The sequence below is a fragment of the Arthrobacter sp. genome, from assembly GCF_031179985.1.
In the GTDB taxonomy this organism is placed as follows: Bacteria; Actinomycetota; Actinomycetes; order Actinomycetales; family Micrococcaceae; genus Arthrobacter.
Genome location: NZ_JAPSHJ010000027.1, coordinates 18482 through 31826, shown reverse-complemented (window position 1 = coordinate 31826; position 13345 = coordinate 18482). Strand labels below are relative to the sequence as shown.

Genomic DNA, 13345 nt, shown 5'->3' with positions numbered 1-13345 from the left:
GAGCCGCTATCGACAGGTACAACTGATCTTGGTACCCACAACCGACGTTAGTTCATAGCTACCCGTTATTCATCTTTTCGCCGTTTATTTTTTTCTAAGTCCTTGTGGCCATCACTGCCCCGCCGGACCTCCGGAACCACCCCGCCGGCGTCGGGCGCGCTCGTCGCGGACAAGACCACTGCACCGAGCACGATGCCCCCGGCGGCATGCAGCGCCCGTGCGGCTTCGGCCAATGTTGCACCGGTGGTGAGGACATCGTCGACAATGATGCAGGGCTGCCCCCGGATCAGTCGCCGGCGCGTAATCCGGGACATCATGGAGCCTCTCACACGCCGCGCACGCTGCCCCCTGCCCAAGCCTTTTTGCCCGTTGTTATTCACCACCCGAGGGAGTGCGGCGACTCCGCCGGGTGCCATCGTTCCCCCGTTGAGCCAGCTGGTTTTTGTCAGGGCGTCGACGACAACAAACCCTGCAAGCTCCCGGTGCAGCCACAGGTTGTGCAACAGAAGATGTACAGGACTGAACCCGCGCTTCCTGTAGGCAGCCGCACTGCTCGGGACCGGCACGAGCCTCACGTTGGTGCGTTCGCCCAGGCTCGAACGGAGGGCCCGGCCCAGGCCCTTGGCGAGGGCGTTTTCCAGCTGATGCTGGCCACGTCTTTTGAAGGTGAGGATGGCCTGGGCCATCTCCTCCCGATAAACGGCAGCTGCCACTACCGGCAGAATGACCGAGCCGTCAACGTCCATCAGCGCCGGAGCCTGGCCTTCAGCTCTGAAAGGCGTGCGGGTCAGCCGCTGGAGTTGCCGCTCGCAGGAAGCACAAAGGGAACTGTCTTCAGCACCACAGCAGACACAGTCAACCGGGGATATGAGCGCCAGAAGTTCCGCGAAAGAAACAGCCAGCGCATCGCTCCACCTCCACAGGCTCTTGGAATAACTGCCCCGATGCTTCGCGGGCGTGGTTACGGAGGGCGCCAGATCTGGGTCAGCCGAGACCGTATGAAGCTTCATTGTCCCAGTGTTCTTCGCTACGGATCGCTTCGACAGGGAGAACTGCTCCAATGTGGACAACGCGGCGTGGAAAACCGCGCCAACTGCCGTGCGTGACACGTCCTGCCCACGGTGAATTCAGCCGGGGAAGGACGGATCCACTGGCCCCTTCAGCTGTGGTGACCAGCCGTTGCCGAGCCGTTGGAAGATGCCTTCTGAAGACTGGCCAAAGATCTCTTCGGCCCCGTTTCCTGCGCTGATCGCGGTCAGTCCCGGCCACGGTGCAAGCTGCTGCGGGGGTGAGGACGTCAACGTGAGCAGTTCAGGCGAGACAGAGTCATTTGCATTCACGGCGGTCTTCATGACTGCCACCGTGGTGTCATTCACCCACACCCCTTGATCCGCTTCCTTTGACGAGACCAAGGTAATCGGTGCAGTCAGGTCACGGGGAGTCCCGTCTGCATTACGGACGATGCCCGTCACCTGCACGCGTGATTTTCCGTTCTGCTCTGAAATTACCAGGGCACGCACGCCTTCACGGGAGACCCTGAACTCCTTCACATTTCTGCCGGCGAGCCAGGACGGCGCCAGGGAAACCGTCGGAACCGCACCGCCTTCCGCAACATTGACCGGCCGGAACGCCACCACTTCTGTGGAGCCGTTGGCGCCAGGGCCGGCAGTCCACACCCAGTCGCTCCGGCCGAAGGACGGATGGGTCAGTGTGCTACGCGTGGTCAGTGCCCTCGCCGGTTGTCCAGGAAGGATGGAATAAAGCGTAGTTCTACCCCCGTTGAGGAATGCAGCTGTCTGGGATACCGGCGACTCTGCAGGCGATCGGGGTCCCAGCCCACTGACGGACTGCATATCGGGCAGTGGCGAGATCCTGTTGTTTTCATAGCGAACAAGCTCATTGCCGTTGACGGCTATCTGGCGGGAAGGAACGTTCACGTCGCGTATCGGGGGAAGGACGGATCCGTTGTCTTCGACCCGGACCAGATCCTGATCCGCCCGCAATTCCACGTTGATGACATCGGCTTGGGTTCGGAACGTCAGCGCCAACTGGGTCTGCATCCGCAACCTGTCCTCGGGTGAAGACTCCCTCAGCTCCTTTGCGGTCAGGTCGACCTGAGCTGCTCCTGAAACGACGGGCACAGACTCCCGGGCGAGCCGCATTCCAGACGGAAACGCGCTCACCACTGCGCCGCGGAGGTACGGGGCCGGGCCCGCCAAGAGCGCGCTGGTCATGGCCTTGACCGTTTTCTTCTTGATAAACCAGCGGACGTCCGGAACCGCGTAAGTGAAGCTGTGGTCATAGAAGTAGATGGGGTAAGGGCCGTAGATGATCCTGAAATTCTCTTCCGGAATAGCCGTGCCATCCGGTATGGCAGAAACCCGCCATTCGCCGTCGACCTGTGTCAACGTCGCTGGAATATTCTCCTTGGTTCCTTCAGGAAGGGCTGTGGCCACACCGTCGGCGTCTACTGTGTAGGACAAGTCAAGTTCGTAATTGTAGACATTTTCAACGGCCGTCTTGACTACTCGGGCCGACCGGAAGACTAGAGTCCGCTGGTCTGGTTTCCACGAGACGGCCGATGCCTGGGTGAGGAACTGGCGGGCTACAGCGTAGTCGGATTCGTAGCCGCTGCCGGCACTGTAGAAGCCCTCCAGGATGGACTCCGGGCTGGCACCATCAAGAGGCCCCTGAGGAAAAAACACGGGAGCGTCAGGATTGCCCGCGCTTTCATCTGTGCTTTTTCCCACTGGACCGGACCGGGGAATTTGCGCGCAGGCAGTGACGAACAGCAACAGCAAGACGGTCAGGGAAGCCACGATGGGACGGATAACCCTTCGGCGGGCGCTCTCAGTGATCACGCGTGTCCTCTTCCCGGCCGCTTTCTTCAGGGACTCCCTGTCCGGCAGCCTCCAATGCAGGCGTGTTGCTCGCCGGGGCACCCGAGTTGACTACCAGTGTGGAGCGATCGCCGGAACGGACGGAAAGCCCGACGTCGGCCGGCTCCAGTTGAAGGGGCGACTTCACAATCGCTTCGCCCTGCCGGAGCGGAAGCGTCAACCTGAAATTGGACCCTGCTCCCTTGTTGCCCCACGCTTGAAGCCAGCCATCGTGCAACTTTGTGTCCTCAGCTGCGATTGACAGCCCCAATCCGCTGCCGCCGGTGGTGCGTGCCCGCGCCGGGTCCGCACGCCAGAATCTGTCGAACACCCGTGCTGCCTCCGTTGGGGTCATTCCAATTCCATGGTCCCGGACGGCGATTGCGACCGCAGACTCATTCGCCGCAACGGAAACGTGAATAGGTTTTCCTTCACCGTGTTCGAGCGCGTTGAGAATAAGATTGCGTAGTATCCGGTCGATCCGGCGAGCGTCCATCTCCACGACGATGCCTTTCTCCCGGCAAATGACCACGATCTCGGAACCGTATTCTGCGGCAACGGGTGCCACCCCATCCAACACATGGGTTACAAGCGACAAGATGTCAGTTGGCTCGGCGTCGAGCCTTGCCACTCCGGCATCGAAGCGTGAGATTTCCAGCAGATCCGCCAGCAGTGACTGGAATCGTTCCACCTGGTTGTAAAGAAGCTCAGCAGATCGCTTGTTGATGGGGTCAAAGTCGTGGCGGGCGTCGTACAGGACTTCAGCAGCCATCCGGACAGTTGTCAGCGGTGTACGGAGCTCATGGGACACGTCTGACACGAACCGCTGCTGCATTTGCGAAAGCGTCGCCAGCTGGGTGATCTGTTCCTGGAGGCTGGCAGCCATGTGATTAAAGGATGCTCCCAGGCGCGCGACTTCGTCCTCGCCTTTGACCACCATCCGCTCCTGAAGTTGGCCGGCGGCCAGCTTTTCGGACACGAGGGCGGCATGACTGACCGGGCTCACCACATTCCTCGTTACGTACCAGGCGATGGCACCGATCATCAGAACCAGGACGGCGCCGCCTGCCCACAGTACATTTTGGATTTCATCGAGAGTCATTTGTGCCGAATTGAGGTCGTAGATCAGGTACAGCTCGTAGGCCGTACCGTTGAAAGTCACCAGGTTTCCGACCGCAATACCTGGCCGGTCCTCGGTACCGACGGGAAACTCCATAGAGGCCCAGAACTGCTCTTTTCCGGACTCCTGCACCGCCCTTCGAAGTTCCGGGGGGATGACGTTTATGGTCAGCTGGTCTGATGCCCGCGATTCCACCCACCGGTTTCGGGGTTTGGTCTGCTCCGGCTTCGCTTCGAAGACGTAGCGCCTCTGAATCACGTTGCCACGGCCTTCGACGGCATTCAGGGTGTCGTAGACGAGCGTGATGACGCTGGACTGATTGGTGACCTGTGCGCCGTCGAACGTTTCCTGGACCTGCTTGACGTTGTACAGGGTCTCAGACTCTGCCTGGGTCAGCCGTTCCTGGAACAGGTTGTTCGCAATTTGATTCGACAAATAGGCACCTACAACGGCAAAAGAGCTGATCGAAAGCAACAGCGTTGTGAGGACCGTTCGCAGCTGCAGGGACCGACGCCACCGGCGGCGCAGGGAGCGAAGCAGGAACCGGATCCCGGGCAAGGCCCGGCTTAGCCCGGTCCGAACGAGTCTCAGCACACGCAGTATTACTATTTGCGCCCGCCGTCCCCAGAGCCTGGCCCGGAAGGACAGCGCAGGCACATTGGCCAACGCATCTGTATGTTCGGGACCATGCTCAGGCACCGGCGGCCTGTCGGTTTCCAGCGACGGAGTTGGTTTGGTGGAGCTGGGCGCGACGCGTTCGACCGGTGGCGACTGGGCATCCGTCTCGCCGGAGCGTCCTTTGGAAGGCTCAGGAACCTGCTTTATAGCCGACACCACGGACCGTCAATACTACTTCGGGGGCTTCAGGGTCACGCTCTATCTTTGACCTCAACCGCTGGACATGGACGTTGACCAGACGCGTGTCGGCCGCATGGCGGTAGCCCCACACCTGTTCAAGAAGGAGTTCACGAGTAAACACCTGCCAAGGCTTGCGGGCCAGGGCCACCAGCAAATCGAACTCCAAAGGAGTCAGTGAGATCCGTTCGCTGCCTCGGCTTACCAGGTGGCCCGCAACGTCAATGGTTATATCAGCGATACGCAAAGTCTCGGGGGCCTTCTGGTCCCCCGGACGCAGTCGGGCCCGGACCCGTGCCACGAGTTCAGCGGGTTTGAAGGGCTTAGGGACATAGTCATCGGCCCCTGACTCCAGCCCACGGACCACGTCAGAGGTATCGGATTTAGCCGTTAGCATCACAATCGGAACGTCGGATTCACCCCGGATCTGACGGCATACCTCGATGCCATCAACTCCGGGAAGCATGAGATCGAGCAGCACGAGATCCGGCTTGGAGGAGCGGAAAATTTCCAGGGCCTGACCGCCGTCTGCACAAAAAACCGGCTCGAAGCCGTCATTGCGCAGCACAATGCCAATCATCTCGGCCAACGCCTCGTCATCGTCCACTACCAGAATGCGTGCCTTCATAGTTACATATTCCCTTATTGTATTGGCTTTGTCCTGTTGGGGGCAGGGTCGGCATGGCGCGGGTACTTCACATGTCTGCCCCTGCTTCTTTTGCGGGGCGGGACTCCCACAGTTATTTTGAGCCCTCAGCTTGGCCTGGGTGCTATGACGCTGCCCGCTGGAACTATAGGCTGGGGACAGGTCGGGTCTGGCCGGATGACCTTGACCTGGAACCGGGACCGGGACCTTGGATGGTGCGGTGCCCGGGGACGCGGCCGCTTGGGGAGGAACAGCTTGTCTGAAGAGGAACGGAGTGCTCCGGCACCGCGGGAGCAGCATCCTACGGGAAACGAGCCTGGGTGGGGATCCCAGCCTCGATGGGGTCCGCCGGCATGGCAACAGGGTCAGCAACCATGGGCAGCGCCACAAGGGCCCCCGCAACAAGGGCAGCAACCATGGGCAGCGCCACAAGGGCCCCCACAACAAGGGCAGCAACCGTGGCCCCAAAGCCGCCAGCCCGGACAACCGTGGGCGGGACAGGCCTGGCCCTCAGACCAGCGGCAGCAGCCCTGGCAGGGACAACCAGGACCGTATGGCGCCCCCGCTGGTTCCTACGGGAGGCCGATGTACATTGCGCCACCGAAGCCGGGAGTGGCACCCCTTCGGCCCCTGATATTCGGGGAAATCCTGGACGGTTCCTTTCAGACAGTGCGCCGGAACCCGCAGGCAATGTTTGGGGCGGCCCTCCTGGGACAGTCCCTCAGCATCCTTGCCGGTGCGTTGCTGGGCATTTTGGGCGTGGCCTCGCTGCAAGAAGAGTCCATGCCTGCCTGGATGACGGGGAAGAACGAATCTGAGCTGGTCGGCATGATGGTGGGCGTCATCGCCGGCGGCCTGCTGCTGCTCCTGTTGAGCGTCTTCCTCAGCGCGGTCCTTCAGGGTGTCATGGTAGTCCCGGTGGCGCGGGCGCTGCTCAACAGGCGCACCACGTTCCGCCAGATGTGGGCCTTGGCGAAAGGACGGGTGGGCGCCCTGATCGGGCTGTCCGCGCTCCTCATGGTCGGATTTCTGGGCGCGCTTGCTCTCCTGGTAATCCTTGCCATTCTGCTGGCAGAGACGATGGGCGGCGTATCGGCAGCGATTTCAATCCCCCTGTTCATTGGACTCATAGTTGCCATGGTCTGGGTTTATATCCGCTTTCTGGTCGCTCCCGCCGCCATTGTGATTGAGGAACTCGGTGTCCTGGGCGGGCTCAGCCGTTCCTGGCAACTGACCCGCCATAACTGGTGGCGGATCCTGGGCATCTCGCTGGTCATCACCATTCTGATAGGCATCATCACGCAGATAGTCACCACACCCTTGGGCCTCCTGTCCGGTGGCACCGGTTTTCTTACGCCACATGCGGGCGCGGAAGAAACCGCGGCAACCGGCCTGGGCATCTTCATTGCCTCGATCATTGTGTCCGGCTTGGTAGGGGCAGTGGGATACGCCTTCCAGACGTCAGTCATGGCATTGCTCTACTTGGACCTCCGAATGCGAAAAGACGGACTGGACCTGGTGCTGATCCGTTCACTGGAAACGGGCGAGGATCCCGATGGAGTGCCAGGACGTGGGGCACCTGTCTACACGGCGGGCCGGCCTGGTCACCCAGGCGCGTGGCCGCAATCTCCTGGCGGTACTCCCCCGATGTACGGATGATGCTTATGGCCGGTACACACCTGGCTGCAGCGCTCCCTTCCCATAGTCCCGCCCAGGCAGAACCACCAGTGCTTCCCGATGGGGATGAAGCACGCCGGTGGGCAGTGGAGGAACTGTCCAAGCCCAAGTACGGGGAAGCGACTCCAAGTTGGTTGGAGGATGCCTGGCGGAATTTCCTCCGCTGGTTGGACTCGCTCGGCAGCACTGACGGCACCGACACTGGCGCGCTTCCGATTATCACCGTCGCAGCAGTCATAGTGATTGCTGTGGCGATTGTCCTGATTCGTCCTCGCCTGAATGCCCGCAGGAAGAACAGCAGCAAGGCGGTTTTCGACGTCGACCCCTCCGTCAGCCCTGAAAACTACCGCCGAAGGGCAGCTGCTGCAGCCGCCAACGCTGACTGGGGAACGGCCGTCGTCGAGCAATTCCGTGCAGTGGTGCGCTCCGCGGAAGAAAATACCATCATCGACCCTCTGCCTGGTCGAACAGCCGACGAGGTTGCCGCGAGTCTCGGAGCGGCCTTCAGCCCCATAGTGTGGCGGCTCGAGCGGGCAGCAAACGTCTTCGATGCTGTCCGCTATGGACACACACCTGTAGACCAACAGGACTTTGCGGACATGGTGGAACTGGACGAATCTATCGCTGGCCTCCAACCGGACTTCAAGGGCTCAGCTTCGTACACGCTGGCGCGTCCCCGGTGAGCCTCGAACTTAGGGGCGACTCGTCCGATTCCCCGGCCTCGGCTGCCCCGGCTTCTGAACAGCGGGTAAGCAACCTTTCCGATACTTCTGCCCCTCGAATGGCGGACGTCATCAGAAGCCGTCTGCGTCGTCATCTGGGTTTCATTCTGATCAGCCTCGTGATCATTGCAGCCATGGTGTTGACCATCGTGACCCAACTCTCGCCAAAAGAGGACGGTGCTGTCCTTTCCACCCGGAACGCCGCCCCACAGGGGGGGATGGCGGCAGCAGGAATCCTTGAGGACCACGGTGTGGCTGTCCAGCAGACCGATACGTTCCAATCCACGCTTTCGGTGTTGGATCGTTCCGCTGACAGCGGCGACGGTGGCACTACCGTCCTGCTCTACGATCCCAACGGCTTCCTCGAAGAAGACCGGTTGCGGGAGCTTCTGGACTCCTCAGACCGCCTGGTTGTGGTAACCCCTCATTTTCAAACGTTGCGCGGCCTGGGCGGTGAAATCCGACAGGCCGGGGTTGCACCCGAAGCGCTGGATACTGTGGAGCCCGGTTGCAATGCAGCCGATCCCCAGGCCGCAGGCGCTATCTCCACCGAATCCGCCTTCCTGTACGCCGGCGATAATGGCGGCTGGACATGCTACCGCGCTGCCGAAGCCGACGGCGGGATCTATGCCACAACCGAGGACGAGCAGCTCATTGTGCTGGGAAGCACCGGGATCATCAGCAATGACCTGCTTGACGAACATGGCAATGCTGCCTTGGTGTTGCGCACGCTGGGGGCTGGTGGCACGCTCGTCTGGTACCTTCCCTCCCCCTCAGATATCTCACCGTCGGACTCGCTGCCGACGCTCAATGAACTGGCACCGAAATGGGTGGCTTTCCTTGGTCCATGGCTCGCTCTGGTGGCCCTTCTTTCCATGTTCTGGCGGGGACGCCGCCAAGGACCGCTGGTAACGGAACCCCTTCCGGTGGTGGTGAAGGCTGCCGAAACAGCAGAGGGCCGCGCCCGTCTTTACCATGACGCCCGGGCAGTGGACAGGGCCTCGGAAAGCCTCCGTGCCGGGACGTTGGTGCGGCTGGCCAAATCCCTCAGGCTGGGGGCGGATGCAGAACCGGATGACGTCGTCGAGGCCGCAGCGCGCAAACTGGGACGGCGCCCGGAAACGGTGTGTGAAACGCTAAACGGCCAACCGCGTACCGAACGGCAACTCGTGCACTGGGCACAACAACTTCAAGGATTAGAGAAAGAGGTAACCGAGCAATGAGTGAGCAGCGTGCGGAGTATCCCGCCAGCGGTATGACCGGAGCGTCACAGACAGTTGCGCCTTGGCCTTCCGGACAACATGCGCCTCCCCGGGATGAGGAGCAGGCTCGTCGGGGCGATCCCGTTCGGCAGTCGTTGCTCGACGTACGGCATGAAGTAGCCAAAGCCGTGGTGGGTCAGGACTCCACCGTCACCGGCATGCTGATCGCGCTTTTGTCGCGCGGCCATGTGTTGCTGGAGGGTGTTCCCGGCGTGGCTAAAACGCTGTTGGTCCGCACATTGTCTGCAGCCTTGAACCTCGATACGAAGCGTATCCAGTTCACGCCCGACCTCATGCCGGGTGACGTTACGGGATCCCTCGTGTACGACGCCCATTCATCTGAATTCACCTTCAGGGAAGGACCGGTCTTCACCAATATCCTGCTGGCTGATGAAATCAACAGGACACCTCCCAAAACCCAGGCGTCGCTGCTGGAGGCCATGGAGGAACGCCAGGTATCAGTGGATGGGGTCTCACGCCAACTCCCCGCACCGTTTATTGTTGCCGCGACGCAGAACCCTGTGGAGTACGAAGGCACCTATCCCCTGCCTGAAGCCCAGCTCGACCGGTTCCTGCTGAAACTCACCATGCCCCTTCCCGGACGTGACGACGAGATAGAGGTCATCCGGCGGCACGCTGCCGGCTTCGATCCGAAAAACCTGGCTGCTGCCGGCGTCCGGGCTGTCGCGGGGATTGAGGAGCTGGAACTTGCCCGGCGAGCCGTCGCAGAGGTAACTGTTGCGCCGGAAGTCCTCGCTTACGTGGTGGACATCGTCCGTGCAACGAGGTCCGCCCCGTCCTTCCAGCTCGGCGTATCGCCTCGAGGTGCGACTGCCCTTTTGAGCACGTCCCGCGCCTGGGCTTGGCTGTCGGGACGGCACTTCGTTACGCCCGACGACGTCAAAGCTCTCGCCCTCCCGTGCCTGCGGCACAGGGTCGCGCTCCGGCCGGAAGCGCAAATGGATGGAGTCCACGTTGACGGGGTGCTGGGCAGCATCCTGGCTTCCGTGCCGGTTCCGCGCTGATCCTCATGGCAATTTCCGGACGTTTTGTCCTCCTGGCTTTGCTGGGCGTTGTACCTGTACTGATGTTTCCTGAGTGGGGAACAGTCTTACTGGTGTGCTTGATACTGTGCGGACTCCTCGTGTTTGATCTGATGGCTGCAGCATCCCTGCGCACCGTCTCGCTCGAACGTTCGCCCTCCGGCAGCGTTACGCTCCATATGGGCACAGACTCCACATTCACCATCACAAATTCCGGCCGACGCCGTCTCCGCGCCAGCGTGCGTGATGCCTGGCAGCCTTCCGCAGGAGCCCAAAACCCGGTTCAGCGACTGGACATACCCTCCGGAGAACGGCGTCGGATGACCGTAAGGCTGCAGCCGACCAGGCGCGGGGACCTGAAAGCGGACAATGTCACCATACGGTCGTTCGGGCCGCTGGGAGTGGCTGCGAGGCAAAGAACGCTGTCCTGCCCAGGTTCGCTTCGGGTGCTTCCGCCGTTTCACTCGCGCCGGCACTTGCCGTCAAAACTGCGAAAACTTCGGGAACTTGACGGCAAGGCCGCGGTTCAGATCCGGGGCGCAGGAACGGAATTCGATTCCCTTCGGGACTATGTACGCGGCGACGATGTGCGCTCCATCGATTGGCGCGCTACAGCGCGACGATCCGCCGTCGTCGTGCGTACATGGCGCCCCGAAAGGGATCGTCGTGTTGTCATCATGCTCGATACGTCACGGACTGCAGCGGCACGAATCGAGGATGAGCCACGCCTGGATACCGGGATTGAAGCAGCACTCCTGCTGGCGGTCCTGGCGGAACGGGGCGGCGACCGGGTTGACTTCTTCGCCTTCGACCGGAGAGTCAGGGGAAGGGCGGGGTCCGCGTCCAGGGGCAATCTTCTGGAACAGCTGGTCCAAGCCATGGCGCCGCTGGATGCGGAACTCATCGAACTGGACTGGAGCCAGATTCCGGGCCAGGTCCGGGCGGTATCGGCGCACCGCTCCATGGTGGTGCTCCTGACAGCTCTCGACGGAGGCGCACCCGAAGAAGGGCTGCTGCCCATGGCTGCCCAGCTGATGCAGCAGCATGTTGTGGTGGTTGCCTCCGTGCGGGACCCGATGCTGGGTGAGATGCAGGAAGAACGTACGACGGCGGCCCACGTCTTCCGCGCGGCTGCTGCCGAACGCGCGCTTTTGGAACGGGAGGCTGTGGCGAACCAACTCCGCCACCTGGGTGTGGAGGTAGTGGACGCTGAACCGCATCAGCTGCCCCCTGCCTTGGCCGATATGTATATCAGGCTCAAAGCAGCCGGACGGCTTTAGCCCGGCATCGTAACGCCAGGCGTGAATTTCAAGAATCAGGACCATCAGGAGGCCAGCGTGACTACCCCCATATACAGGCGTGCCATGGGCAGCGACTTTGAGCGCCTGCAGCCGGAGCTGCAGGAATACTTCTCGCTCGCCCCCGGTATGGGTAAATACGGCGTAGGCGAAGGCGTCTTTGACATCGTAGGGTGCCGTCAGTCCTGGCTCCGGCCACTCATGAAACTGACAACCGGAGAGGAGGCGTTTTTCCCCGAATACGGGGAAGGTGTCCGGTTCCGGATCGAAAACCACGCCCACCTTGACCCCTTCGGGCGATCCAGCCTCACTGCCCGGCGGGAGATCTTTTTTCCCGGGATGACGCGTCTCTTCCACGACACGACGAGCCTGATTGATTCGCAGCACGGAGCACAGCCTGGCTCCCAAGGACCAAGACCGGAGGCACGCCTGGAGTCGCCCGGGAATCCCAGGCTTGTGGACTACGTTGGCCGCTACCGGAGACTCGTCACGGATCTGGACCTCGGAGTCACTGACGGGGGCAGGCTCCGTGGCATTTCCGGTAACTCCCGGCTGTTCCTTGGCCCTCTTCGGATCCCTCTTCCCAAAGCCCTCGATGCACAGGCCTTCGCAGAACAGTGGTGGGATGCCTCCGAACAGCAGCACCGGATCCAGGTCAAAGTGATCCAGCCTCAGGTTGGCCTCGTCCTGGTTTACGCCGGACGTTTCGACTACCGCCTGCTCAGCTATCCCGAACCCGGCAGCGCTCCCGGCTTCCTTCCGGCCTATGCTCAGCCGGACAAGTGGGAAAGCCGGACTTAGCCCAACGCCAGCTGGTTGAGACCGTCCGCCACTTGGGTGAGACGGTTGAGGACAGCTGTGGCGCTTGGCGGTGTATGCCCGGCCAGGCCCGCTGACGGCGTGACCCGCAGTGATCTCAAGCTGTGGGCCGGAAGCCCCAGTTGCCGCCATGGCCGCCAGACGTTCTCAACCACCTCTGGCACCCGGGGGAGCTGTGCGGAAGGGTTTTCAACAGGAAGGACCCCTGCCCAGAGCCGCTTACCGGATTCCACGGCAGCCGCCAACTGCTCCCATTGACGCGACGTGAGAGCTCTGAGCGGGACGGCGATACCATCGGCTCCGGCAGCGATAACGCGGTCAAACGGGGCCTCGATTTCAGGCACGGCCACGACGATCTCCACGGCACCCGCGACCCGCAGAGCCTCAACCAGGGTGCGCCAGGACTCAGTAACTTCCTGACCGGGAACCGAGCGGAGCGTCCTGTAACCACTGGACGTGGGGATGGTTCCCGCCATGATCGACGCGATATCCGGCTCGTCAATCTGGACGACCAGCCGGGCGCCGGGCACCGCCGTCGAGATCCGGGCGAGCAGATCGTGGACCCCTGCCGCCAGTGAATCAGCGATATCGCGGCGCGCCCCGTAGTCCAACAGGGCGCGTTCGCCATTGTGCAGATGGAGCCCGGAGGCCAGGGTAAGCGGGCCGGTGAGCTGGATTTTGAATTCTTGGGCCGGGGCCTCTTCTGCCCCGGCCACGTCAGCGAGCACATTGATATCGGTCGAAAGCGCCGACTGCGCCCTGCGCATGTCCTTGCCGGGCCTGTCTACGATCCTCCAGCCGTAGGGCTGCGCGTCAACAGCCAGATCCACCAGGACGGAGGAGGTGCGTCCCAATGGGTCGGAACCGACCCCTCGTTCAGGGAGCTCGACCAGAAACGGCAGGTGCGGGGAACCGAGTTCGCCGCGGACGATGCGGCTGGCTTCCAGCGGATCGTCCCCTGGCCACGGGCCGAGGGCTGTTGCGGTGACCTGGCTTTCCTGCTGGGAATCCTTGACGGGCATGA

The 13345-nt window shown here is 62.0% G+C and carries 12 protein-coding genes; 6 read left to right on the top strand and 6 right to left on the bottom strand.

The genetic code is table 11. From position 1 onward, the window contains the following. Positions 1 to 65 precede the first annotated feature (65 nt). The 5 genes from RIN13_RS13255 to RIN13_RS13235 form a co-directional block, all read right to left on the bottom strand. Positions 66 to 1010, bottom strand: coding sequence for a phosphoribosyltransferase family protein (locus RIN13_RS13255; protein WP_309107806.1), 945 nt, complete (start codon positions 1008 to 1010; stop codon positions 66 to 68). A 117-nt stretch (positions 1011 to 1127) separates the two neighbouring features. Further along, positions 1128 to 2858 carry an LpqB family beta-propeller domain-containing protein gene (locus RIN13_RS13250; protein ID WP_309107821.1) on the bottom strand — a complete coding sequence of 577 codons (1731 nt, stop codon included), beginning with the start codon at positions 2856 to 2858 and terminating at the stop codon, positions 1128 to 1130. Further along, positions 2851 to 4836 carry an MtrAB system histidine kinase MtrB gene (gene mtrB / locus RIN13_RS13245; RefSeq protein WP_375164774.1) on the bottom strand — a complete coding sequence of 662 codons (1986 nt, stop codon included), beginning with the start codon at positions 4834 to 4836 and terminating at the stop codon, positions 2851 to 2853. The genes RIN13_RS13250 and mtrB overlap by 8 nt, the downstream gene beginning before the upstream one ends. Further along, complete coding sequence (mtrA, locus tag RIN13_RS13240) at positions 4808 to 5482, bottom strand: MtrAB system response regulator MtrA (protein WP_247042559.1); 675 nt, start codon at positions 5480 to 5482, stop codon at positions 4808 to 4810. Before mtrA ends, mtrB begins: the two co-directional genes overlap by 29 nt. 319 nt (positions 5483 to 5801) lie before the next feature. Continuing rightward, the gene (locus tag RIN13_RS13235) at positions 5802 to 6119 is read right to left on the bottom strand and encodes a hypothetical protein (RefSeq protein WP_309107805.1); all 318 of its coding nucleotides are present in this window, start codon (positions 6117 to 6119) and stop codon (positions 5802 to 5804) included. On the opposite strand from RIN13_RS13235, the gene RIN13_RS13230 reads away from it, so the two are divergent. From RIN13_RS13230 to RIN13_RS13205, 6 genes are read left to right on the top strand one after another with little or no spacing between them, the layout of a single operon-like run. Continuing rightward, on the top strand, positions 6113 to 7159 hold the full coding sequence (locus RIN13_RS13230; protein ID WP_309107804.1) for a hypothetical protein: 1047 nt from the start codon (positions 6113 to 6115) through the stop codon (positions 7157 to 7159). The two genes, RIN13_RS13235 and RIN13_RS13230, sit on opposite strands and share 7 nt — an antisense overlap. 5 nt (positions 7160 to 7164) lie before the next feature. After that, positions 7165 to 7860, top strand: a complete 696-nt coding sequence (locus RIN13_RS13225; RefSeq protein WP_309107803.1) for a DUF4129 domain-containing protein — start codon at positions 7165 to 7167, stop codon at positions 7858 to 7860. Further along, positions 7857 to 9122, top strand: a complete 1266-nt coding sequence (locus tag RIN13_RS13220; RefSeq protein ID WP_309107802.1) for a DUF4350 domain-containing protein — start codon at positions 7857 to 7859, stop codon at positions 9120 to 9122. Before RIN13_RS13225 ends, RIN13_RS13220 begins: the two co-directional genes overlap by 4 nt. Continuing rightward, a complete protein-coding gene (locus RIN13_RS13215) occupies positions 9119 to 10186 on the top strand; it encodes a MoxR family ATPase (protein ID WP_309107801.1) in 1068 nt (355 codons plus the stop codon). The genes RIN13_RS13220 and RIN13_RS13215 overlap by 4 nt, the downstream gene beginning before the upstream one ends. 5 nt (positions 10187 to 10191) lie before the next feature. Further along, entirely contained in the window at positions 10192 to 11484 is a 1293-nt protein-coding gene (locus RIN13_RS13210; RefSeq protein WP_309107800.1) for a DUF58 domain-containing protein, read from the top strand. A gap of 57 nt (positions 11485 to 11541) precedes the next feature. Further along, on the top strand, positions 11542 to 12303 hold the full coding sequence (locus RIN13_RS13205; protein ID WP_309107799.1) for a DUF4166 domain-containing protein: 762 nt from the start codon (positions 11542 to 11544) through the stop codon (positions 12301 to 12303). Here the strand turns inward: RIN13_RS13205 and RIN13_RS13200 are convergent. Beyond that, entirely contained in the window at positions 12300 to 13343 is a 1044-nt protein-coding gene (locus tag RIN13_RS13200; RefSeq protein ID WP_309107798.1) for a hypothetical protein, read from the bottom strand. The two genes, RIN13_RS13205 and RIN13_RS13200, sit on opposite strands and share 4 nt — an antisense overlap. Positions 13344 to 13345 lie beyond the last annotated feature (2 nt).